The 23057-nt window shown below is 62.0% G+C and carries 21 protein-coding genes and 1 pseudogene; 18 read left to right on the top strand and 4 right to left on the bottom strand.

Annotation, left to right across the window (positions count from 1 at the left end; all coding sequences use genetic code 11):
- The first annotated feature begins 26 nt into the window (after nt 1-26).
- From kduD to pth, 7 genes and pseudogenes are all read left to right on the top strand, one after another.
- On the top strand, nt 27-794 hold the full coding sequence (gene kduD / locus E4631_RS01425; protein WP_133658316.1) for a 2-dehydro-3-deoxy-D-gluconate 5-dehydrogenase KduD: 768 nt from the start codon (nt 27-29) through the stop codon (nt 792-794).
- Between the two features lie 118 nt (nt 795-912).
- Nucleotides 913-1743 carry a 5-dehydro-4-deoxy-D-glucuronate isomerase gene (gene kduI, locus E4631_RS01420; RefSeq protein ID WP_133658315.1) on the top strand — a complete coding sequence of 277 codons (831 nt, stop codon included), beginning with the start codon at nt 913-915 and terminating at the stop codon, nt 1741-1743.
- A gap of 158 nt (nt 1744-1901) precedes the next feature.
- A complete protein-coding gene (locus E4631_RS01415) occupies nt 1902-3092 on the top strand; it encodes a DUF4861 domain-containing protein (RefSeq protein ID WP_133658314.1) in 1191 nt (396 codons plus the stop codon).
- 440 nt (nt 3093-3532) lie between these two features.
- The gene (locus E4631_RS01410) at nt 3533-4462 is read left to right on the top strand and encodes a ribose-phosphate pyrophosphokinase (RefSeq protein WP_133658313.1); all 930 of its coding nucleotides are present in this window, start codon (nt 3533-3535) and stop codon (nt 4460-4462) included.
- Nucleotides 4463-4625: 163 nt separating this feature from the next.
- Nucleotides 4626-5117, top strand: a pseudogene (locus tag E4631_RS26385) (DUF6340 family protein).
- A 330-nt stretch (nt 5118-5447) separates the two neighbouring features.
- Nucleotides 5448-6020, top strand: a complete 573-nt coding sequence (locus tag E4631_RS01395) for a 50S ribosomal protein L25/general stress protein Ctc (RefSeq protein WP_133658310.1) — start codon at nt 5448-5450, stop codon at nt 6018-6020.
- Nucleotides 6021-6216: 196 nt separating this feature from the next.
- The gene (pth, locus tag E4631_RS01390; protein ID WP_133658309.1) at nt 6217-6783 is read left to right on the top strand and encodes an aminoacyl-tRNA hydrolase; all 567 of its coding nucleotides are present in this window, start codon (nt 6217-6219) and stop codon (nt 6781-6783) included.
- Nucleotides 6784-6921: 138 nt separating this feature from the next.
- Here pth and metG read toward each other — a convergent pair whose 3' ends face one another.
- The gene (gene metG, locus E4631_RS01385) at nt 6922-8964 is read right to left on the bottom strand and encodes a methionine--tRNA ligase (protein ID WP_133658308.1); all 2043 of its coding nucleotides are present in this window, start codon (nt 8962-8964) and stop codon (nt 6922-6924) included.
- A gap of 259 nt (nt 8965-9223) precedes the next feature.
- Here metG and E4631_RS01380 point away from each other — a divergent pair, with 259 nt between their 5' ends.
- Nucleotides 9224-9901: a hypothetical protein gene (locus E4631_RS01380; protein ID WP_133658307.1), complete on the top strand. Its 678-nt coding sequence runs from the start codon at nt 9224-9226 to the stop codon at nt 9899-9901.
- A 199-nt stretch (nt 9902-10100) separates the two neighbouring features.
- On the opposite strand, the gene E4631_RS01375 is transcribed toward E4631_RS01380, so the two are convergent.
- Complete coding sequence (locus E4631_RS01375; RefSeq protein WP_133658306.1) at nt 10101-10463, bottom strand: hypothetical protein; 363 nt, start codon at nt 10461-10463, stop codon at nt 10101-10103.
- Between the two features lie 72 nt (nt 10464-10535).
- Nucleotides 10536-11105 carry a peptide-methionine (R)-S-oxide reductase MsrB gene (msrB, locus tag E4631_RS01370; RefSeq protein WP_133658305.1) on the bottom strand — a complete coding sequence of 190 codons (570 nt, stop codon included), beginning with the start codon at nt 11103-11105 and terminating at the stop codon, nt 10536-10538.
- A gap of 232 nt (nt 11106-11337) precedes the next feature.
- Here msrB and typA point away from each other — a divergent pair, with 232 nt between their 5' ends.
- Nucleotides 11338-13149, top strand: a complete 1812-nt coding sequence (gene typA / locus E4631_RS01365; RefSeq protein ID WP_133658304.1) for a translational GTPase TypA — start codon at nt 11338-11340, stop codon at nt 13147-13149.
- A 111-nt stretch (nt 13150-13260) separates the two neighbouring features.
- Complete coding sequence (locus E4631_RS01360) at nt 13261-13770, top strand: hypothetical protein (protein WP_133658303.1); 510 nt, start codon at nt 13261-13263, stop codon at nt 13768-13770.
- Between the two features lie 27 nt (nt 13771-13797).
- Here the strand turns inward: E4631_RS01360 and E4631_RS01355 are convergent, their stop codons facing one another.
- A complete protein-coding gene (locus E4631_RS01355; protein WP_133658302.1) occupies nt 13798-14631 on the bottom strand; it encodes an RNA methyltransferase in 834 nt (277 codons plus the stop codon).
- A gap of 143 nt (nt 14632-14774) precedes the next feature.
- On the opposite strand from E4631_RS01355, the gene E4631_RS01350 reads away from it, so the two are divergent.
- From E4631_RS01350 to E4631_RS01315, 8 genes are all read left to right on the top strand, one after another.
- On the top strand, nt 14775-16307 hold the full coding sequence (locus tag E4631_RS01350; RefSeq protein ID WP_133658301.1) for an ATP-binding protein: 1533 nt from the start codon (nt 14775-14777) through the stop codon (nt 16305-16307).
- A 71-nt stretch (nt 16308-16378) separates the two neighbouring features.
- A complete protein-coding gene (locus tag E4631_RS01345; RefSeq protein ID WP_133658300.1) occupies nt 16379-16789 on the top strand; it encodes a response regulator in 411 nt (136 codons plus the stop codon).
- 142 nt (nt 16790-16931) lie between these two features.
- Nucleotides 16932-17939, top strand: a complete 1008-nt coding sequence (locus tag E4631_RS01340; protein ID WP_133658299.1) for a hypothetical protein — start codon at nt 16932-16934, stop codon at nt 17937-17939.
- A 173-nt stretch (nt 17940-18112) separates the two neighbouring features.
- Nucleotides 18113-18856 (top strand): endonuclease III, encoded by a 744-nt coding sequence (gene nth, locus E4631_RS01335; RefSeq protein WP_133658298.1) that lies wholly within the window; start codon nt 18113-18115, stop codon nt 18854-18856.
- Nucleotides 18857-19041: 185 nt separating this feature from the next.
- Nucleotides 19042-19308: a DUF167 domain-containing protein gene (locus E4631_RS01330; RefSeq protein WP_205704185.1), complete on the top strand. Its 267-nt coding sequence runs from the start codon at nt 19042-19044 to the stop codon at nt 19306-19308.
- 55 nt (nt 19309-19363) lie between these two features.
- The gene (locus E4631_RS01325) at nt 19364-20716 is read left to right on the top strand and encodes an AAA family ATPase (protein ID WP_133658296.1); all 1353 of its coding nucleotides are present in this window, start codon (nt 19364-19366) and stop codon (nt 20714-20716) included.
- A gap of 19 nt (nt 20717-20735) precedes the next feature.
- A complete protein-coding gene (locus tag E4631_RS01320; protein WP_133658295.1) occupies nt 20736-21773 on the top strand; it encodes a hypothetical protein in 1038 nt (345 codons plus the stop codon).
- Between the two features lie 34 nt (nt 21774-21807).
- Complete coding sequence (locus tag E4631_RS01315) at nt 21808-23013, top strand: tetratricopeptide repeat protein (RefSeq protein ID WP_133658294.1); 1206 nt, start codon at nt 21808-21810, stop codon at nt 23011-23013.
- Nucleotides 23014-23057 lie beyond the last annotated feature (44 nt).

Raw genomic sequence — 23057 nt, 5'->3', positions numbered from 1 at the left:
TTTAGCGCGTTCATTACCGATTTTTTATGCTGCAACAACTCTTCGATTTAACGGGCCAAACGGCGCTCGTCACGGGCTGCAACCGGGGCATTGGGCAAGCGCTGGCTCTGGGCCTGGCCGAGGCGGGCGCCGACATCATCGGCGTGTCGGCCACGCTGGCCGCTGATGGCGGCGACACCGGCCAGCAGGTGCGGGCGCTGGGCCGGCAGTTTTTCGCCTATCAGGCCGATTTCAGCCAGCGCCCCTCCGCCGACGCCTTCACCCAGCAGGTGCTGGCCGATTTCCCGGCCATTGATATTCTGGTCAATAACGCGGGCACCATCCGGCGCGCCCCGGCCGCCGAGCATTCGGATGAGGACTGGGACAACGTGCTCAGCATCAACCTCGACGCACCCTTTCGGCTGGCCCGCGCCGTGGGCGGCCGGATGCTGGCGCGCGGCCGGGGCAAAATTATTTTTACGGCCTCGCTGCTCACGTTTCAAGGCGGCATCAACGTGCCGGGCTACGCGGCCAGCAAAGGGGGGGTAGGCAGCCTGGTGAAGGCGCTGGCCAACGAGTGGGCCGGCCGCGGCGTGAACGTGAACGCCATCGCCCCCGGCTACATCGCCACCGACAACACCGAGGCCCTGCGCCAGGACGAAACCCGCTCGGCGGCCATCCTGAGCCGCATTCCGGCCGGCCGCTGGGGCGAGCCCGCCGACTTCAAAGGCCCCATCGTGTTCCTGGCCTCGGCGGCCAGCGACTACGTGCACGGCACCATCCTCACTGTCGACGGCGGCTGGATGGGAAGATGATTTTTTAAGTATGAATTAAGAGTTATGAATTGGGGGCAACCGCTGCTGTTTAGCCAGTCACTGCGCACTCCCTGATTCAATTCATAATTCCTAATTCAAAACTCATAATTCCAACAAGATGAACACTCGTTTTGCCATTGGCCCGCGCGAAACCGCCGGCCTGAATACGGACGGCCTGCGCGCCCATTTCCTGATTGAAAATATCTTCGCGCCTGGCGCTATCGAGCTGACGTACACGCACTACGACCGCATGATAGTAGGCGGGGCCATGCCCACCGAGGCGCCGCTGGCCCTACCCTGCCCCGACGGGCTGAAGGCCCAGTACTTTCTGGAGCGCCGCGAGCTGGGCGCTTTGAACGTAGGCGGGCCGGGCGCCATCGTAGTCGATGGCACGACCCACGAGCTGGGCACGCAGGACTGCCTCTACGTGGGCAAGGGCAGCCAGCAGGTCGAGTTTCGCAGCGCCGACGCGGCTAATCCAGCCAAGTTTTACCTGCTTTCGGCGCCGGCGCACAAAGAGTACCCGACCGCCCGCCGCACCCAGGCCGAGGCCACGCCGGTGGAAATGGGCAGCCAGGAAACGGCCAATGCCCGCACCATTTACAAGTACATTTTCAACGAGGGCCTACCCTCGTGCCAGCTCGTGATGGGCCTCACCCAGCTCAAGCCCGGCGCGGTCTGGAATACTATGCCCAGCCACGTGCACGACCGCCGCATGGAGGCCTACCTCTACTTCAACCTGCCCCAGGGCCAGCGCGTGCTGCATATGCTGGGCGAGCCCAACGAGACGCGCCCGCTGTGGGTGAGCAACGAGCAGGCCATTTTGTCGCCGCCGTGGTCCATTCACACCGGCTGCGGCAGCGCGGCCTACGCCTTCATCTGGGGCATGGCCGGCGAAAACCTCGAATACACCGACATGGACGCCGTGGCTTTGGCTGATTTGCGCTAACTTCTTCTCTTTCAGTGATTACATAGCATCATCTGTCATTGCGAGCGAAGCGCGGCAATCGCACCAGAACGATACCCGAACGACTCGTTCTGGTGCGATTGCCGCGCTTTGCTCGCAATGACAATCATGCTGGGTAATTCTAACTCTCTTAAGCTCATATGAAACAGCTGACGCTTTTGCTGCCCCTGGCGGCGCTGGGCCTGGGCACCGCCCCTACCCTCCCGCCGCCGGCCCAGGCCACCCTCACGGTGCGCAACCAGCTCAACCAGCTGCGCCGCGCCGAAACCATCAGCCTGCCGCTGGCGCAGCTGCCGGCTAGCGTGCGCCAGCTGGCCCCGGCCAGCCTGCGCGTGCACGATGCGGCCACCAAGCAAGTGCTGGTGAGCCAATTGCTGGACAATGACGGCGATGGGCGGCCCGATGCGCTGCTGTTTCAGACCGATGTGCCAGCCAAAGGCACCAAAACGTTTACCCTGGCCGCCGGGACCGAAGCGGTGCCCAGCAGCGCAGTTACCACGTTTGCCCGCTTCGTGCCCGAACGCACCGACGACTTTGCTTGGGAAAACGAGCGGGTGGCCTTCCGCACCTACGGCCCCAACGCCGAGCAACTGTTTGATAAAAAAGACCCCGCCGGCACGCTCAGCAGCGGCATGGACTGCTGGCTGAAACGGGTTTCCTACCCTATCATCGACAAGTGGTATGGCCAGCACGTGCGCACGCCGTTCTCTTACCACAAAGACACCGGCGAGGGCTACGACCCCTACCACGTGGGAACCAGCCGCGGCGTGGGCGGCACCGGCGTGCTGGAAGGTGGCAAACTCTACATTTCCAAGAACTTCGCTACGTATAAGGTACTAGCAACCGGGCCCATTCGCACGGTGTTTGAGCTGACCTACGCGCCCTGGGACGCAGCCGGCAAGCCCGTGACGGAGAAGAAAATCATCAGCCTTGACCTAGGCTCGAACCTCACGCGCTACGAGGAAACGATGACGGCCCCTACCCCCCTACCCAACTGCACCATCGGCCTGACCTTGCACGAGGCCAAGGGCGCGGTGCGCGCCGACCGCGCCGCCGGCTGGTTTCGCTACTGGGAGGCCGTCGACGACTCGTTTCTGGGCACGGGGGTAGTGGTGGCGCCGTCCGCCATCACCGATTATGAGGACCACCGCAGCCCCGACAAAGACGCCAACCAGCTCTACATCGTCACCAAGCCGCAGCAGCATACGGTCGTGTTCTACGCGGGCTTTGGCTGGACGAAAAGCGGACAATTTGCCTCGGCCGCCGCCTGGGATGCCTACCTCGCCGAGTTTGCCCAGCGCCTGGCTTCACCCCTGAAGGTCAGCTGGTAACCTGGCTGGAAGCAGCTTGGCGCTCCCGGCGCGCTTCACCAATTAATCAGGCTACCAGCCATTCTACCCGGTCCGGTTTGGTGAAAGCCGGTTTACCTTGCGCCCTGATTCGGAAACCTTCGCGTAACTCTATGGACTACCGGCCTGCCAATCTGGGGGAGGATTTTCCTCCGAAAGCCCGCGACCTCAGTAGTCCCGACCGAACACCGACGACCTTACTTTTTGACCACTTACGAGGCGCTGGCTTCTCCCATTTGGGAGCAAGCCGGCGCCTTTCGCTTGTTAGTTCGGCCCGGGCGGTAGGCTTCGGCTTGCCGGAAAAGTGTAGGGTAAGCCTTAGCTTGCCCTTTGGTGCATTGACTTTTATTTTAACCTGTAAGCCGGCAAGCTAAAGCTTACCTTACACTCCACACGGCAAGCGAAAGCTTACCTTACTTCTTATGGACCCGCACGTTAAACTATTCGCCGGCAGCGCCTCGCAGGAGCTAAGCCGCAAAATTGCCAAAGCCTACGGCCAGCCCCTGGGCGACCTCACGCTCCAGCGCTTCGCCGACAACGAGTTGGGCCCCAGCTTCGACGAGAGCGTGCGCGGCTGCGAGGTGTTTCTCATCCAGAGCACCTTTCCGCCCTCCGAGCACCTCATGGAGCTCATGCTGATGGTGGATGCCTGCAAGCGCGCCTCAGCCCACAAGGTCAATATCGTGATGCCCTATATGGGCTACGCCCGCCAGGACCGCAAAGACAAGCCCCGCGTGAGCATCGGGGCCAAGGTGGTGGCCAACATCATCCAGAGCGTGGGCACCGACCGCCTCATGACCTGCGACCTGCACGCGGGCCAGATTCAGGGTTTCTTCGACATTCCGGTAGACCACCTCGACGGCGCCACCGTCACGGCGCCCTACATCAAGTCGCTGAACCTCGAAAATCTCATTTTTGCCTCGCCCGACGTGGGGGGGGTAGTACGCACCCGCGCTTTCGCCAAGAAGTTTGGGGCTGAGATTGTAGTGTGCGACAAGATGCGCCTGCGGGCCAACGAAATTGCCTCAATGCAGGTAATCGGCGATGTGAAGGGCATGGACGTGGTATTTGTGGATGACATGGTGGACACCGCCGGCACCATCTGCAAGGCCGCCGAGCTGGTGATGGAGCGCGGCGCCAACTCGGTGCGCGCCGTTATCACGCACCCGCTGCTCAGCGGGCCGGCCCACGCCCGCCTCCGCGCCTCGGTGCTCACCGAGCTCATTACGACCGACACCATTCCGCAGCGCGAGGAAAACGAGAAGGTGCGGGTGATTTCGCTGGCACCCCTCTTTGCCGCCGCCATCCGCAATGTGGTTACGCACGAGAGCATTAGCTCGCTGTTTGTGTAAGGGGTAGGCGGTATACCTGCTGCTGCCAACTGGCGGCTGGCGTTGCGGAAAGGCTTGTCTTTTTCGCAACGCCAGCCGCTTGTTTTTTGCAGGCACCTCCTGGTTTCGCGCAGTTTATTCTTACCATTAGCTCAACGATTTTAAGGGAGACAGAAACCTTTCCATGGCTGCTAAGGCGCAGCTGCTGGGGCGCGGGCGCGGGTTTTTCCTACCCCCTCTGCCACCCGAATACATCCAGGCGCTGTGCCGCCGCACGCAGGTCGATGGCTTGCTAGTGCTCGAAGCCTTCGACTCGGATATGGGCCTCACCCGCCGCACCACCGGCACGCGCACCGTGAAGGACAAGGATGGCAAGGAGCATCAGGTGCCCACTTTTCGGGTCGATATACTGATGAGAGTGGTAACGGGCTTCCGCACCTACGGCGCAGCGCAGGGCTTTGTGCTCGACCAGGCCCGGTAGGAAGACTACCTGGTGTTTACGGGCGAGGGCGATAGCTGCCCGGCTGCGCTCCGCCAGCTGCCCGCGCCCGCAGAGTGCATTCAGCACGCAGCGCGGCTGGCCGGCGATGCCTACGCCCGCCGCATTGCCCCCTCCTACGTTGACCTGCAGCGCACCTACTTTACCTCGGCCCGCAAAGACGTGCTGGTGAAGTAAGGCGCCCTGCAGGCCGAGGCCGGCGAGTGGGCCGGGGCCACTACGGCGTGGCAGTAGGCCGCCGCCAGCCCCAGCCTAGTCGTAGCCAGCCATTCTTTGGCAGGACGTGCTGAGGTTTGCTTGTCAATGCCCAGCCAGCGTTCGTGCTTCGCTTGCCAACTGCTCATCTTTTCTGGCCACGCGGCCCTACCCCCCACTTCTGCCTCAGTTGGACCTGGCCTGGCTACTTTTTTCGGGGCACATTGGATTTACCGCTTGAAATCCTTACCTTTGCGGCCCGTTTCGGCAAGGGTTGCCGAGCGGCCAATTCATTCCAAATCAACTTCTTTTATGAAAAGCCTGGAGATTGTAGGGTTTAAAAGAGCGAATCTCGGCAAGACGGACGCTAAGGCGCTGCGCCTCGACGCGCAGGTACCATGCGTACTGTACGGCGGCCAAGACACGGTGCACTTCGCAGTGCCCGCCATCCTGTTCCGCGAGTTGCTGTATACCCCCGAGGCCCACATCGTGGACCTGAACGTAGAAGGCACCACGTACCGCGCCATCGTGCAGGACGCCCAGTTCCACCCCGTCAACGAAATGCTGCTGCACGTTGACTTCCTGGAAATTGCCGACGGCAAAGAAGTAAAAATGGACATCCCCGTGAAGTACATCGGCGTTTCGCCGGGCGTATTGGCCGGTGGCAAGCTGGCCAGCAAAATTCGTAAAGTGAAGGTGAAGGCAATGCCCGAAAACCTGCCCGACTACGTGGAAGTTGACATCAGCACCCTAGAGCTAGGCAAGTCGGTGAAAGTAGGTGCGGTGAAGCCCACCAACTACGTTATCCTGACCAGCGACCAGGCGCCCATCGCCACCGTTACCGTTCCGCGCGCCCTGAAAGGCGAACTGGCCGGCAACAAATAAGACCACTGATTAGCGCGAATTTTAACGGATTTCACGGATTTTGTGGACGACGTTATTTTTGCAAGCAAAAAAGCCATCCTGTTGGGGTGGCTTTTTTGTTAAATAGGGACGAGCCAGTGCGTGCCTGGCCGCTGAAAGCAGGGCCAGCGCAATCGTCCACAAAATCCGTGAAATCCGTTAAAATCCGCGCCAATCAGTGGTCTTTTTAATTCTTTGCCTTGGCAACATCGGCCCCGAGTATGCCGACACCCGCCACAATATTGGCTTCATGGTGGCCGATTATTTAGCACAGAAATTCGAGGCGCCGCGCTTTGAGCTGGGCCGCCACGCCTTCACCACCGAATTCAAAAACAAGGGCCACCGCTATGTGCTGGTGAAGCCCACCACGTTTATGAACCTCAGTGGCAAGGCCGCCGCGCACTGGCTAAGCACGCTGAAAATTACGCCCGAGAATATGCTGGTCGTCACCGACGACCTGGCCCTACCCTTCGGCAAGTTGCGCTTAAAAGGCCAGGGCTCGGCCGGCGGTCACAATGGCCTCAAAGACATTCAGGCCACGCTGGGCAACGACGTGTACGCCCGGCTGCGCTTCGGCGTCGATGCTAATTTTCCGAAGGGTCGGCAGGTCGATTACGTGCTCGACCCGTTTTCGGCCGATGAGCGGATTGACCTGTCGCTGCACATCGAAAAAGCCGGCGAAGCCGTGCTGGCCTTCGGCAGCATGGGGCTGGAACGCGCGATGAATATCGTAAATATGAAGTGATTAGCGAGAATAAAATAGGCCGTCATGCTGAGCTTGTCGAAGCATCTCTACCACGCCGCTAGGTTACTAACTTCAGTGGCGTGGTAGAGATGCTTCGACAAGCGCAGCATAACGGCCTGTTTGCTGCGACTATCCCGACTACAGAATCGGGCTGCCGTTGCGCACCGCGCTACCTGGCTGCATGAGCGCCAAACTGCCGTCGGCATTTTCGGCCAGCAGCAACATGCCCTGGCTTTGAATTCCTTTGATTTCGCGGGGCGCCAGGTTTAATAAAACCATCGCCTGCTGGCCAATTAGCGCCTCGGGAATAAACGACTCGGCGATGCCGCTCACGATGGTGCGCTGCTCCAGGCCCACCTCAATCGTGAGCTTAAGCAATTTCTTGGTTTTGGCTACTTTTTCGGCGGCCACGATGGTGCCCACGCGCAAGTCCATTTTGCCAAACTCGTCGAAGCTCACGTTCTCTTTGGCCGGCGCGACGGGGGTAGCAGCTAGCACGTTGGCCTGCTTGGTATCGAGCAGTTTCTGCACCTGCGTTTGCACCACGGCATCGTCAATTTTGGCGAATAATAGCGCGGGCTCCTGCAACTGATGGTCGGCGGGCAATTGCTCGGCGCGGGCCGCGCTCTGCCAGTCGCCGGGCTCAAAATTCAGCATCTTGGCTAGCTTGGCGGCCGACTCGGGCAGGAAGGGCGTGAGCAGCGGTACCAGCGCGGCCGCCACTTGCAGCGCCACGTGCAGCACCGTGCCGGTGCGCGCCGCGTCGGTTTTGATGAGGTGCCAGGGCTGCGTATCAGCTAGGTATTTATTGCCGAGGCGCGCCAAACTCATCACCTCCGCCAGCGCATCGCGGAAACGGTAATTTTCAATTAATTCACCAACGCGATTCGGAAATTCGGCCAGCTGCCGAAATACCTCTTCTTCGACCGCCGTTAATTCGCCTCGCAGGGGCACTTTATTATCAAAAAACTTCTGGGTGAGCACGGCGGCGCGGTTCACAAAATTACCGAGGGTAGCAACCAACTCGTTGTTGTTGCGCGCCTGGAAGTCCTTCCAGGTGAAGTCGTTATCCTTGGTTTCGGGCGCGTTGGCGCAGAGCACGTAGCGCAGCACATCGGCCTGGCCGGGGAAATCCTGCAAGTATTCGTGCAGCCACACGGCCCAGTTGCGCGAGGTGCTGATTTTATCGCCTTCCAGGTTCAGAAACTCGTTGGCCGGCACGTTATCGGGCAAAATAAATTCGCCGTGCGCCTTCAACATTACCGGGAAAATAATGCAGTGAAAAACGATGTTATCCTTACCAATAAAATGCACCAGCTTGGTGGCCGGGTCTTTCCAGTATTTCTCCCACTCATCGGGGAAGCCTTCCTTGGTAGCCGAGATGTAGCCGATGGGCGCATCAAACCAGACGTATAGCACTTTACCCTCGGCGCCGGGCACCGGCACGGGCACGCCCCAGTCGAGGTCGCGGGTTACGGCGCGGGCATGCAGGCCCTGGTCAATCCAGGATTTGCACTGGCCGTAGACGTTAGTTTTCCAATCGTTTTTGTGGCCCTCAACTATCCATTCGCGCAGCCAAGGCTCGTACTCGTTGAGGGGCAAAAACCAGTGGCGCGTGTCGCGCAGCACCGGCGTATTGCCGCTGAGCATGGAGCGCGGATTAATTAATTCCGTCGGGCTGAGTGAAGTACCGCAGCGCTCGCACTGGTCGCCGTAGGCATTTTCGTTGCCGCAGTTGGGGCAGGTGCCCACCACGTAGCGGTCGGCCAGAAACTGGCCCGCCTGCTCGTCGTAAAGCTGCTGCGTGGTTTGCTCGATGAATTTATTATCGGCATTTAATTTCTCGAAAAATTCGCTCGAAACTTCGGCGTGCGTTTTCGAAGACGTGCGTGAATACACGTCGAACGACACGTTAAAATCGCGGAAGGAATCACCAATTATTTTGTGGTATTTATCGACAATCTGCTGGGGCGTAACACCCTCTTTCTGAGCCCGAATAGTGATGGGCACGCCGTGCTCGTCGGAGCCGCAGATAAATTTTACGTCGCGGTTTTGAGCGCGCAGATAGCGCACATAAATATCGGCGGGCAAATAAACGCCCGCCAGGTGGCCAATGTGCACGGGGCCGTTGGCGTAGGGCAAAGCAGCCGTAACCGTGTAGCGCTGAGGAAGTGAGGTCATTAGAAAAATAGGCTAGCTATTACTGCGTTTTTACTACTGAAATTCCGGGTTTCGTAAAAATTGGCAGTAGCTTGGCTAAGATTTAAAAAAAGCACCGCTTACTACCCGAATTTATGGGCAAGTAATGCGGCAGAAAAATGGAGATATGCTAACAAAACAGGCGCGCTACCGTTTGTGAAAAGCGTAATTAATTACGAGCGGCGAGCAGTTCTAACTTTCACTCTTTCACCTTTTCACCTTTACTAAATTTCTTTTACTCATGGCTAAAAAAAACGCCACGCCTTCGCCCGAAGCGGCCGCCCCTAAGTTGAAGCGTACTGCGCTAGAAAAAGCGGAGCGCAAATCTCAAAAGGCCAGCAAGCAGGCAACCAAGGCGAGCAAAGGCTTGGCTGATGACCGCGCCGAGAAAAAAGCCAGCCAGAAACAGACCTTGAAGTCGGCCGCTAAGCAGCTGCAGAAAGAGTTGGACGCACGCATGAAGGAGGTGGTCGCGCGCATTCGCAAAGAAACGAAGGCCAAGCTGAAAGAAGTAGTGAAGGACGCCACCCGCCGCCTCGATGTCGACACGGAGCGCATGTTTGAGCAGGCGCTGCACACCATTGTGCGCCACTACGACGCCACCATGCCAGACGCCCCTACCCCCGCCGCTGCCTCCGAAGCCGACGTAGCTACCGAGGCCAGCCCGGCCTCCAGCCGCACCAAAAAGGCGACGGTGAACAAAGACGGAGCGGCCCGCAAAACCAGCAAAACCACCGCCCCTACCCCGGCCGCCGCACCTCGCAAGGGTGCCGGCCGCCCGGCGGGCTCCACCAGCAAATCGACCAGCCGCACCGGCCCCGGCCGCCCCAAGCGCCAGCCCGCCGCCGACACTGCCGCGCCAGAGCTTAGCATCCCAACCGGCACAACCAACGACAGCGTAGCCGTAGACAACGTGTAGACGGTCAGCAGCTTTTCAAAAAGCCGGCCCGCTTCCGATACTGGAAACGGGCCGGCTTTTTTAGTTACCCGGTGCAAGTACTAGCGCAAATTTCCCAATTCATACGCGAGCAAAGCGAGCATGGTCGTTCGCGCCGCGCGGTTCCACCTATTCGCTTTGCTCGCACACGAACTGGAAAGTTCGCGCTACTGCCTGACGGCTACGGGCGGCGCAACGTGTCGGGAATTGATTGGTCGATGCGCTGCAGGCGGGTTTCGGTGGTGGTGATGTTGGCGTCGTTGGTGTTGAGCGTTTCGGGCCGCTTGAGGCGGTTGATATCGGAGGCCTGCTCGCCAAGGCGCAGGGTGTTGGGGGTGGCGTCGGGCACGGGCGTATTGCGGGCGGCGCTACCGGCCGGCGCATTGGCGTTGTAGATGGCGCGGCGGTCGGCGTCGGTCACTACTTCGGTGGGCACGGAGCGGGGGGTAGCGGTTTCGGCGGTGCGCTCGGTGGCCGAGCACGCGGCCAGCAGCAGGGGGGGTAGGGCCAGGGCCACGGCGCGGCAGGTGAGGCGGAAGAACATGAGTATCAGCAAAAAGGCGACCCGAGGTGGGCCGCCTTGCGTTAAACGGATTTGGCGCCGGGCGGTTGGCCGCTATTTTTTCGGCTCGAAGGTCAGCGCGTTGCCGTCCATGCAGTAGCGCTGGCCGGTGGGCTTGGGGCCGTCGTCGAATACGTGGCCGAGGTGGCCGCCGCACTTGGCGCACACAATCTCGTCGCGGCTCATGCCGAAGCTCTCATCCGACTTCACCTTGAGGCTGGCGGCGGTGGCCGGCGCGAAGAAGCTGGGCCAGCCGGTGCCCGAGTCGAACTTGGTATCGCTGTTGAACAGCAGGTTGTGGTCGGCGGCGCAGTAGTAGGTGCCGGCCGCGTGGTTGTCATGGTACTTACCGGTGAAGGGCCGCTCGGTGCCCTCTTCGCGCAGGATATAGTACTGGTCAGGCGTGAGCTGCTGCTTCCACTCGGCGTCGGTTTTAACCACCGGAAACTCGCTGGGCTTGCCCGTAACGGGCTGGGGCTGCGGGTATTTGGCGGTGGTGACCGAAGCGCCGTGCGGGCCGGCGGGCACGGCCGCCACGGTTTTGGCCTGGTCGGCGTGGCTTTGCGAGCAGGCAGGCGACAAGGCGGCAACGCTCAGCAACAGGGAAAGCATGGAAAGACGCATGGGGGGTAGGGATAAGCGAAGGTGGTGTAAGTAGAAGCTAAACAAACGAAAAAGCCGGGTCGTTCGGATGCTGTAGGGTTAGACGCGGCCGGGCCATTGGCCTTACAACCCGCCTACTCCCGCTTTCGGCGGAACGTTGAGTAACCGCCCGGTGTTGATTGTCAGGATAATAAAAACACAATTCGGTTTTCTATTTGAAAATCCGTACCTTTGCGGCCGCAAAAACTTACGTATGACTCAGAACATTCGGAATATCGCCATCATTGCCCACGTTGACCACGGCAAGACGACTTTGGTGGATAAGATTATCCACGCCTCCAAGATTTTCGATGCGCACCAGCACTTCGACGACCTTATCCTCGACGACAACCCCCTGGAGCGTGAGCGCGGCATTACCATCGTATCGAAGAACGTATCGGTACGCTATAATGGCGTGAAAATCAACATCATCGACACTCCTGGTCACGCCGACTTCGGCGGCGAGGTAGAGCGCGTGTTGAAGCTGGCCGACGGCGTGCTGCTGCTCGTGGATGCCTTTGAAGGCGCCATGCCGCAGACCCGTTTCGTGCTGGGCAAAGCCATCGACCTGGGCCTGAAACCCATCGTGGTAGTGAACAAAGTAGACAAGGAAAACTGCCGCCCCGACGAGGTGCACGAGCAGGTTTTCGACCTCATGTTCAACCTTGGGGCTAGCGAAGACCAACTTGATTTCGTGACGCTGTACGGCTCGTCGAAGCAAGGCTGGATGAGCACCGACTGGAAAGTAAAGACCGACAACCTCATCCCGCTGCTCGACGCGGTGGTGGCGTCCATTCCGCCCGCGCCGGTGCTGGAGGGCACGCCCCAGATGCAGATTACGTCGCTCGACTACTCGGCGTTCGTAGGCCGCATCGCCATTGGCCGCGTGCACCGCGGCACACTGACCGAAGGCTCGAACATGAGCTTGATGAAGGCTGATGGCAGCGTCAAGAAAGTGAAAGTACGTGAGCTGCACGTATTTGAAGGCCTGGGCCGCGTGAAAGTGGACAAGGTAAGCAGCGGCGAAATCTGCGCCGTATCGGGTATTGAAGGCTTCGACATCGGCGATACGCTGGCCGACTTTGACAACCCCGAGCAGCTGGAGCGCATCAGCATCGACGAGCCGACGATGAACATGCTGTTCACCATCAACAACTCGCCGTTCTTCGGTAAGGAAGGTAAGTTCGTGACTTCGCGTCACTTGCGCGACCGTCTGTTCAAAGAAACCGAGAAAAACCTCGCCCTGCGTGTGGAGGCCACCGACAAGGAGGACACGTTCCTGGTGTTTGGCCGCGGCATCCTACACTTGTCGGTGCTCATTGAAACGATGCGCCGCGAAGGCTACGAGCTGCAAGTGGGCCAGCCCCAGGTGCTGTTCAAGGAGAACGAGCAGGGTAAGCGCATGGAGCCCATCGAGCTGCTGGTAGTGGACGTGCCCGAGGAATCGGCCGGCAAGGTTATCGAGCTGGTGAGCATGCGCAAAGGCGAAATGACCATCATGGAGCCGAAAGGCGACTTGCAGCACTTGGAATTCAGCATCCCGTCGCGCGGCCTCATCGGCCTGCGTAACAACGTGCTGACGGCCACCGGCGGCGAGGCCATCATGAACCACCGCTTCGTGGACTACGAAGAGCACAAGGGTCCGATTCCGGGCCGGATTGCTGGCTCGCTGATTTCGCTCGAAACCGGTCCTGGTACCGCGTACACCATCGACAAGATGCAGGACCGTGGCTCATTCTTCGTGGACCCAGGTGAGGAAGTGTACGCTGGCCAGGTTATCGGCGAGCACACCCGCCCCAACGACTTGACCATCAACATCCAGAAGGGTAAGAAGCTGACCAACATGCGCGCCTCGGGCACGGATGACAACGCCAAAATCGTCCCCAAGCGCCAGTTCTCGCTGGAAGAAGCGATGGAGTACATCCAGAAGGACGAGTACTTGGAAGTAACGCCCAAGTCGGTACGCATGCGCAAGATTCTGCTCGACGAAAACGAGCGTCTGCGCTACGCCAAGACGGCCGAATAAATCGCAGATTGACGCTGATTTCTGTGATTCCGCAGATGCAGGCGTCAGGTAGTTTTGAAAAAGGCGCGGCGTTGGTCGCGCCTTTTTTATTTCCATTTCTCTAATTTCTTGATGAATACGACTGATTTATCCCGGCTTATTGAGCTTTTCACCCCAGCCGATACGGCTGCCAGCCAGCGCATTAGCGAACGGCTGACTTTGGTGCTGCGCGACCCGGCCGCCTACCAGGCGCAGTATGCCGAGGAGCTAGCCGAGCGCAGCATGGAGGGTGCCCTACCCCCCCAGGAAGTGCGCGACGTGGCGCTTATCGACGCGCTGCTGAGCGAGGACCTCCTGTGGGAAGCCGATGCGCAAGACCCGCTGGCCGACACAGCCGAGGGCCTGAACGACATTCTGGAGCAGCAAAAGCGGCCCGAGCGGCTGCGCCTGGCCACCGGCCGCGGCGCGGGCGGGCCCGAGCAGCTCGACGCCTTGCAGGACGCGCTGGAGGCTCAGGGCCTGGCCCTGGTGCTGCTGACGCTGGATAGCGACGCGTATCCGCTGAGCGTGGTGGCCGATGCCCAGGCTGAAGAATTGCGCGGCCTAGCGCAGGAACTGGGCTTTGGGGTGACTGTTTATTAGCCAGTAGCGCGAACTGGAAAGTTCGCGCTACTGCCCGCGCTGGCGCACGGCCTCGAAGGTGAGCACGGCGGCGGCCACGCTCACGTTGAGCGAGTCGAGCACGCCGCGCATGGGGATGATGATAGTTTCGTCGCAGGCGGCGCGGGTAGCGGGCGTGAGGCCGTCGGCCTCGGTACCGAGCACCAGCGCCGTGGGGCCGCTGAAGCTGGTGGCGGTGTAGTCTTTGGCGCCTTCAGCCAGGGCAGCGGCGAAGGTGCGGATGCCTTTTTCTTGCAGAAAGGCCAGGATTTCGGACATCGGCGCGGCCACGGTGGGCACCGTGAAGATGCCGCCCAGGCTGGCCCGGATAACGTTGGGATTGTAGAGGTCGGTGCGGGGGTCGCCGACGAGCACGGCGTGGGCGGGCGCGGCGTCGGCGGTGCGCAGAATGGCGCCAAGGTTGCCGGGCTTCTCCACGGCTTCGAGCACGATGAGGAGCGGATTGGGGGGTAGGGCCAGGTCGGCGAGGGTGTGGCGCGGGGTGTGCAGCACCGCCAGCACGCCATCGGAGCGCTCGCGCACGGCCAGCTTGGCAAACACGGCGGCGCTCACGGGCAGGAATTCGTAGAGGCGCGGCACTTGCTGGGCGGGCGCCAGTAGCTGCCCGGTAATGTCGGAGCCGGCCAGCTCCTCGCACACCAGCAGCGTGGCCACGGCCCAGCCGGCCTGGCGGGCATTTGTCAGCTCACGGTAGCCCTCGACCAGCGTGAGGCCCTGGCGGCGGCGCTCGGCCGACTTCTCCTGCAAGCGCAGAATTTCTTTGATGCGCGGGTTGTGCAGGCTGGTGATGCGGTCGGGGGGGGTAGGGCGGGCGGCAAACATGGCACGAAGGTACTGGGCCGGGGTAGTGAGATTGCCGAAAATAGCTGCGCTTTGTTAGCTGGCCTGGCCTGTGGCGTACCTTTGCCGGGCTTGGCGCGCAGCAATAGTTCACGCGGCATTCACTTTACCATTCCCCACCTGGCTTGGCTATTCGGCTTAATACCAAGATTTTACTTGGATTTACCATTGCCCTTACGGTGCTGATGGGGACTTCCGTCACTTCCTACGTGGTGATGCAGCAGCTGAGCCGCTACACGCAGCTGGTGGAGCACTCGTACCGGGTGTTGCAGCAAACCAGCGACCTGCGCATCAGCGTGCGCGACGCCCAGAGCGGCGTGCGCAACTACCTGCTGATGGCCGATACCACGTTTCTCAGCACCTACCGCCACAACGTGGCCCTGATGCAGGCCGAGGCGGATGTGCTGCACGAGCTGGTGGCCGATGATGCCCAGCAGCACGCCCGCGCCGACTCGCTGCGCCGCTTTGTGGCCGGGCAGCTGCGCGAGCTGGCCACGTACCGCAGTTTTGCCCCTACCCCCCCCGCGGCCCAGTCGCTGCTGCTGCGCGAGCAGGGGCCGCTGCGCACGCTCAAAGGGGTGCTGCTGCGGCTGCGGCGGCACGAAGATGAGCTGCTGCGCGCCCGCAACCGCCAGCAAAGCTTGTTTCAGAAGCTGGCGCCCTCGGCCGTGGTGGTGTCGGCCATTCTGGCGGTGATTATCGTGCTGTGGCTGTTTCGCAAAATCGCGGGCGAGCTGCACGCCAACGACGACCTGCGCCTGCAGCTCACACGCACCAACCTCGACATGGCCCGGCGCATTCGGGCCATGGAATACCTGGCCCGGCAGGTAGTGCAGGGCGATTATAAAGTCAAAATTACCGACCCCGGCCAGCAGCACGACCGCCTGGCCTCGCTGGCCACGCTGCTCAACCAGATGACCCAGGCCCTGGACACGGCCTTTGGGGCGCTCGAAAACCGCAACAAGGAGCTCGACCAGTTTGCCTACGTGGCCTCGCACGACCTCAAGGCGCCCCTGCGGGGCCTGCGCACCATCGTGAAGTGGATAGAGGAAGAGCTGCCCGACGAGCTGTCGCCGCAGCTGCGCACCTACCTCGCCCAGCTCAAGGGCCGCCTCAGCCGCCTCGACGACCTCATTGACGGGCTGCTGACCTACGCCCGCGCCAGCCGCGCCGAGCGCCAGCTTGAGCTTGTGGACGTGGCCCGGCTGGTGCGCGAGGTGGCCGACCTGGTGGTGCCGCCCAGCTTTGCGCTGGTGCTGGCGCCTGGCCTACCCACCTTCGTGGCCGACCGCCTAAGCTTGCAGCAGGTATTTACCAACCTACTCAGCAATGCCGTAAAATACTACGTCGGTGAGGGCCAGGGTCAGATTACCGTCGCGGGCCAGGACCTGGGGGCGCAATACGAGTTTCGGGTGCAGGACAATGGCCCCGGCATTGCGCCCGAGCACCACCGCAAGGTGTTTCTGCTTTTCCAAACCCTGCGCGACCGCCACACCGCCGAAAGCACCGGTATTGGCCTAAGCATCGTAAAGAAGCTTGTGGAAGACCAACAGGGCGCCATTCACATTGAATCGACGCTGGGCCAGGGCGCAACTTTTATCTTCTCCTGGCCGAAAGAACACACAGCGGCTGCCATTTCGGCCGCTGCTTTTTCCTAATTCACCGCGCCACCCGGCCCCGGCCCTGCCGCCGCCGAACCTGCCCGCGCTTACTTATTCCCTACCCCCCCATGCGCTCCGTATTGCTAATAGAAGATGATGTTTTTGACACGATGACGGCGCAAAAGTCCTTCGAGCGTTTCAACGTGCCGCACCAGCTGCTCACCGCCTTCAACGGCGAGGAGGCCCTGGATATGCTGCTGGGCCGCTTCGGCACCCCGGTTATCGACCCGCTGCCCGAAGTCATTTTGCTCGACCTGAACATGCCCCGCATGAACGGCGTCGAGTTTCTGGAAGTGCTACGCAGCACGCCCCAGCTGGAGCACCTGCCAGTGTTCGTGACCACTACTTCCAACATGGACCTCGACCGCGCCGAGGCCGAGCGCCTGGGTGTGAGCGGCTACATCCTGAAGCCACTGGACTTTGCCTCCGGCGGTGACCTGGCCGACAGCTTGAGCCTGCTCGAAAAATTATTAAAATAAGCCGGCGAGCTGACCTAACCCGCTGACGGCGTGGGCCGCGCCGCGCCTAGGGGCTAGCCGGCAGCGTGGGCACTTTTGCGAGGGGTAGCGGCGTTAGCTGCGCAGTGGCCGCAGTTGGCCAAAATCGCTTTTATTTGCCTGCATGAAATTTTTGTTCGTTGTGGTGCTGAGCCTGGGGCTGAGTGCCGCCTGGGCGCCAGTGCTGGCGCAGGAAGCTCCCCGGCAGCTGGGCGGCGCCCCCGTGGTGCCGGCGCCCGCCCCCCGCCAAGCAGCGCCGGCGCCCCGGCAGCTCGACCCGGTGCCCGCTACTGCGCCCGCCGCAATCACTGCCGTGCCCGCCGACTCGACGCAGCCGGCCCAAATGGCCACTACCCCCGCCGCGCAGCCCCAGCCTGCCCCGGTGGCCCCGCCCGCCCCAGGCGGCACTTCGCCCTTCAACCGGCCCTACGTGATGGGCGGCTCGACGCAGCCCACCCGCTACCAGGTGGGCCTCAAGAGCGGGGCGCTGTACAATGTGTACGACGTGCAGGTGAAGCAGCCGCTATTCGGGCGCAGCTTCCTGCTGCTCGACGGCCAGCGCCGCGTGGAGCTGAGCGAGGTGGGCTTCTACGAAAACGAAACCGGTCACTTTGTGCGCACCAACCTGCCCGGCTCGTCGCGCGAGGCCACGCTGCGCCGCGAAAAAACCGGCCGCATCAGCCTCTACGCTACGTATAACACTAGCTACGCGCCCGGCGGCTACGGCATGCCCGGCATGGGCTACGGTGGCTTTGGCTACGGCGGTTTCGGCGGCTACCCCTATGGCAGCGGCTACCGCACCACCAAAACCGAGTATTTCTCGAAAGATAATGGCCCGATTCAAAACCTGAACTCGCGCAACCTAGCCCTGGCCACCACCGACAACGCGGGGGCCCAGGAGCTACTGTCGCAGGCCCGGCGCTACCAGACCTTCGTGGTGGGGGCCTACGTGGTGGGCGGCGGCCTGCTGGTGGCTGGCCTGCTGCAATCGCTGCAGCCCAACAGCCTCGGTATTTCGCCGCTGTTCTACGCGGCCATTCCGGTGCTCATTGTGCCGCTGGTGCTGCAAGGCAAGCAGGCCTCGGCCCAGCGCCAGGCCATTGCGCTCTACAACAGCACGGGCTACAGGTAGCGTTTCAATGACCGACTGAACGGATAGCTTACAAGGAATCGTCTGCTTCTGCGTCTTCAGCGAAAACCTTTGCGTCTTCAGTGGGCTAAAAACCATTCGGCTCACTAGCCATTAGGAAGCCAATTTTTAAGGGTACCGCCAACCTGAACCCAGGATTGGCAGTACCCTTTTTTATGCCTACCCCCACCGCCGTACCCGCTACTGATTTTGCCGCCCGCCAGGCGCTGGCACTGCTGGCTCACCAGCGGCTGTGCGCCGAATACGGGGCGCCCTTCCTGTTTTTCAGCGATAAAGACCCGCTGAGCGAGCTGATTAGCGCCCTGCTTTCGCACCGCACCAAAAACACCGACTCGCACCGCGCCTACCAGCAGCTGCGCGCCACCTTCCCAACTTGGGAAGCCGTGCGCGACGCGCCCACCCTTGACGTGCAGCGCGCCCTGAGCGCCTGCACCTGGCCCGAGCAGAAGGCGCCGCGCATTCAGGCCGTGCTGCACGAAATCAGCAAGCGCTGCGGCGACGAAAACCTGCCGCCCTGCTCGCTCGATTTCCTGGCCGACCGGCCCATCCCCGAAGCCCGCGCCTGGCTGGAAAGCATTACGGGGGTAGGGCCAAAAACCAGCGCCGCCACGCTGCTCTTCAGCACCTTGCGCCTGCCAGCCATGCCCGTCGACAGCCACCACCACCGGGTGGCGCAGCGCCTGGGCCTCATCGGCCCCAAGGTGGGCGAAGGCCCAGCCCACGCGCTACTGGCCGCCCTCCTACCCCCCGACTGGACGGCCCAGCAGGTGTACGACCACCACGAGGCGCTCATGTTTCACGGGCAGAAGTGCTGTTACTACCGCCAGCCCGCCTGCCACCGCTGCATCATGCTGGATGTATGCCCGGTTGGGCAGGCGGCAGTACCGAATAAATTATGAGTGATAGGCAATGGGGAATTAGGTAAAAAAGAACGTCATGCTCATCTGGCGTCCGCTTGTCGAAGCATCTCTACCGCTTCATCCGAGCCGTTCCATGAAGCGGTAGAAATGCTTCGACAAGCGGACGCCAGATGAGCAGGACGTTCTGTAATAGTTATAACCCATTACCTGCTACCATTTATCCTTTGATTCTCCACCTCCAGGCCAAGCCCAATGCGCGGCGCAACGAACTGAAGCCCGGCCCCGATGGCCGCTGGCTGGTGCGCCTAGCCGCCCCGCCCCAGGATGGCCAGGCCAATGCCGTGCTACTGGCTTTTCTGGCTGAAATCTTTGGGGTGCCCAAGCGCGATGTGCTGCTGCTGAGCGGCCACACCGCGCCGTTCAAAAAAGTGGAGGTAACCGGGGTGAGTGAGGAAGCTGGCGCGGCGATTTTGGCCCGCCACGGTACCTGAAACCGCGGCGGCCGGCCGTACTTTCGCCTATCTACTTTTGTATTTAGCCGCTTTTATGTCCGACGCCACGCTGCAACCGCTGCTTGCCGCTTTGCAATTTTCGCCCGATAACCTGCCGTTGCGCCAGCACCTGGGCGGGTTGCTGCGCCAGACCGGCCAGCACCAGGCCTCCGAAGACTTGTACCGCGAGGGCCTGCGCTACCACCCCACCGACCCTACCCTCCAACTGGGCCTCGCCGAAGCCTATTTCGCCCTCGGCAAAACTTCGGCCGCCTTCGTGGTAGTGGAAGAGCTTTTATACCAAGATGATGCGCTGGGCCCCGCCCACCTGCTGCACGCCCGCCTGCTGGCCGCTACCCAGCAGCCCGACGCCGCCCGCGCCGCCTACGCTCAGGCCCTGCACCTCGACGCCGGCCTGGCCGACGCCGCGCTGGCTAACGAGCTGCAAGCCAGCGCCCCGCGCCGGGTGCCCGCCAGCGGCCCTACCCCCGGCGCCAGCGCCGAAGCCCCTACCCCCCCGCTGCCGGCTGGCCTCGAAAAGCCGCGCATCACCTTCCAGGATGTGGGCGGGATGGAGACGGTGAAGGAGGAAATCCGGCTCAAAATCATTCACCCGCTGCACTTTCCCGATTTGTACAAGGCCTACGGCAAGGCCACCGGCGGCGGGCTGCTGCTATACGGCCCGCCTGGCTGCGGCAAAACCTACCTGGCCCGCGCCACGGCAGGCGAGGTGCAGGCCAATTTCCTGAGCGTGGGCATCGCCGAAATTCTGGATATGTGGCTCGGCAACAGCGAGAAAAACCTGCACCAGTTGTTTGAAACGGCGCGGGCGCAGGCGCCGTGCGTGCTGTTTTTTGACGAGGTAGACGCCCTGGCCGCCAACCGCCACGACCTGCGCCAGAGCGCCGGCCGCACGGTCATCAACCAGTTTTTGGAGGAATTGGATGGCGTGTCGGCCTCTAACGAAGGCGTGCTCATCATCGCGGCCACCAACGCGCCCTGGCACCTCGACCCCGCCTTCCGCCGCCCCGGCCGCTTCGACAAAATCGCGCTCGTAACCCCGCCCGACGAGCCCGCCCGCGCCAGCATCCTCGACATTATGCTGCAAGGCAAGCCCCTGGATGCCAGCGTGAACGCGGCCGCCGTGGCCGCCCGCACCGCCGGCCTCAGCGGCGCCGACCTCAAAGCCGTGGTCGATGCCGCCGTGGACACGCGCCTGCGCCTCTCCATGCGCGCCGGCCGCCCGCTGCCCATCGAGCAAAGCGACCTGCTCGACGCTGCCAAGCTCGTGAAGCCCAGCACCAAGGAGTGGTTTGCCACGGCCCGCAACTACGCGCTCTACTCGAACGAGGGCGGGCTGTATGACGATATTCTGGTGTATTTGGGGGTGAAGAAGCCGGGCGCGTAGCGAGAGCTCATCAGGCACTATGACCCCGACCTCTTCCTTACCCGCAGCTCCTAGCACCGCCGGCGTGTGGCAACTGCTTGAGCTACGCCGGCCCGAACTGGCCCTGGCGATGGCCGAGCACCTGCTGGCCACCGACCCGGCCGCGTTGTCGCCGCAGTTGGCCCGCATCGAAGCCCTGTTTCAACTTAGAGCGCTACCTCAAGCGGAACAAGCCGCCCGGATGCTCATCGCCCAAGCCCCGCAACTGCCGGCTGCGTTTTGCGCCCTGGCGCGCGCCACCGGGCAGCAAGGGGAGTTGAAAGCAGCCGAAGAAGCCATCCGCGAAGCCCTGCGGCTCGACCCCTACGAGGCCGCTTACCATGCGAATCTGGCGCAGTTGTGCTATCTGCAAGGCCAGCCCCAGGCCGCTACTGCCGCCGCCGAAACCGGATTGTTTATCGACGCCCAGCATCTTGATTGCCTGTTGTGGCGAGCGCTGGCGCAAGAACAGCTTAGCCACTCCACGGCTGCCGACAGCACGTTTGAGGAGTTGTTTTACCTGGAGCCGAACAACGCCCTAGCTCATACCCGGCGCGGCAAGCAGCTGATTTGGCGCTGCAAACCGGCCGCCGCAATTATTCACCTGACCGAAGCCCTGCGGCTGGCTCCTACCCAAAGCGTTGAGCTGGTGCCCTTGCTACGGCGGGCAGTGCGCGAGCAGCAGTGGCCCGACTGGCTTCGGTATCACCAGCGGCGGGCCCGGCTGGGTACGGGCCTAGTCATGGCAAGCTTACATGGGCTGCTGGCGGGCACGGTCATGCCCTGGTACCGGCTGCGCAGTTGGTGGCTGACCCGGCACGACCCCATTTTTCAGTATAAGCTGCCTGCCCGGCGAAATCCGGCAACCTGGTTCCTGATTGGGTACGTGCTGGTTTACCTGGTATCAGTTTGCGCTTTCGGCTACCTGTTTTTACTGCTCGGAATACCGACTTTCTTGGCGACTATTCCTGCTTTATTCATCGGTAGAACTATGCTCGCCCGCGCTAAGGTCGCATTCATGAAGGACATGCAAGCCTAAGCTGTCCAGCCTTTCATTTCAGCTTTCTCCTCCCTTGAATTACTCTACCGACTGGCTGCCCCGCGTGCAGCTGCTGATGCAGCAAAACCGCCTACCCCAGGCTGCCGACGAGCTGCGCCGCCAGCTAAGCCTCGACCCGCACGAGCCGGTGGCGCACTCGCTGCTGGCCCTCTGCCTGCTCGACGATGCGCAGCGCCTACCCCAGGCCCAGGAAGAGGCCGAGCTGGCCATTCACCTGGCCCCGGAGTACGATTTTGCTTTCTACGTGCTGGCCCTGGTGCAGCACCGGCGGCATCGGCCGCAGGAGGCCCTGGCGGCCATCAACCAGGCGCTGGCCCTCGACCCCGCCGATGCCAGCTACTACCACCTGCTGGGCCAGCTGCGCCTCGAAAGTGGCCAGTGGCAGGCGGCCTTGCAAGCCGCCCGCACCGGCCTGAGCTTCGACAGCGAGCACGCCGACCTGCACGGCCTAGAGGCCCGCGCCCTTGCCCGCCAGGGCCGGGGCCAAGAGGCCAGCGAAGCCGCCCGCGTCGCCCTGGGCCACGGGGCTGAAAGCAGCAGCATTCAGGCGCAGGCCGGCTGGGTAGCCCTCGAAACCTACCGCTCGAAGGAGGCCCTCGACCACTTCCGCGAAGCGCTGCGCCTCGACCCGACTTCCGACTTTGCCCGCTCGGGGCTGGTGGAGGCCCTCAAGGCCCGCTACTGGGTGTACCGCACGTTTATGCGCTTCATCTACTGGGTCAATTCGCTGAGCGCGGGGCTGCGGCGCGGGTTGCTGCTGGGAGCCTACGTAGTGGCACGCTTCGTGCCCTGGCTACTGCCGTTCTACCTGGTTTTTGCCTACCTGAGCTGGTTCAAGGACCCGCTGTTTGACTCGCTGCTGCGCCTCAACCGCTACGGGCGCTACGCCCTCAGCCCGGCCCAAACGCTGCACTCGACGCACTTCCTGGCCTTGCTGGGCCTCGGGCTGGCGGCCGGCCTGGCAAGGCTGCTGGGCGCGCCGGTGCCGGGCCTGAGCACGCTGGCGCTGGTGGCGCTGGGGCTGCTGTTTCCGCTGGTGGGCACCGAGCGGCTGGCCAGTCAGCCCAAGCAGCACAGCTACTCGCGCTGGGCCGGTTGGGCGCTGGCCGCCGTGGGCGCGCTGGCCGTGGCGCTGGCCGTGCTGGGCATTCCTACTCAGTTACTTATGGTATTTATCTACGGCACGGTGGCGTACACCTGGGTGTTCGCGCTACGGTAGCTTATTTGCATTTTGGGCTTTTGTCATTGCGAGCGCAACGAAGT

The sequence above is a fragment of the Hymenobacter sp. UV11 genome (assembly GCF_004684095.1).
Taxonomy (GTDB): Bacteria; Bacteroidota; Bacteroidia; order Cytophagales; family Hymenobacteraceae; genus Hymenobacter.
The sequence above is the reverse complement of the archived record's forward strand: the minus strand, read 5'-3'. Positions and strand labels throughout refer to the sequence as shown.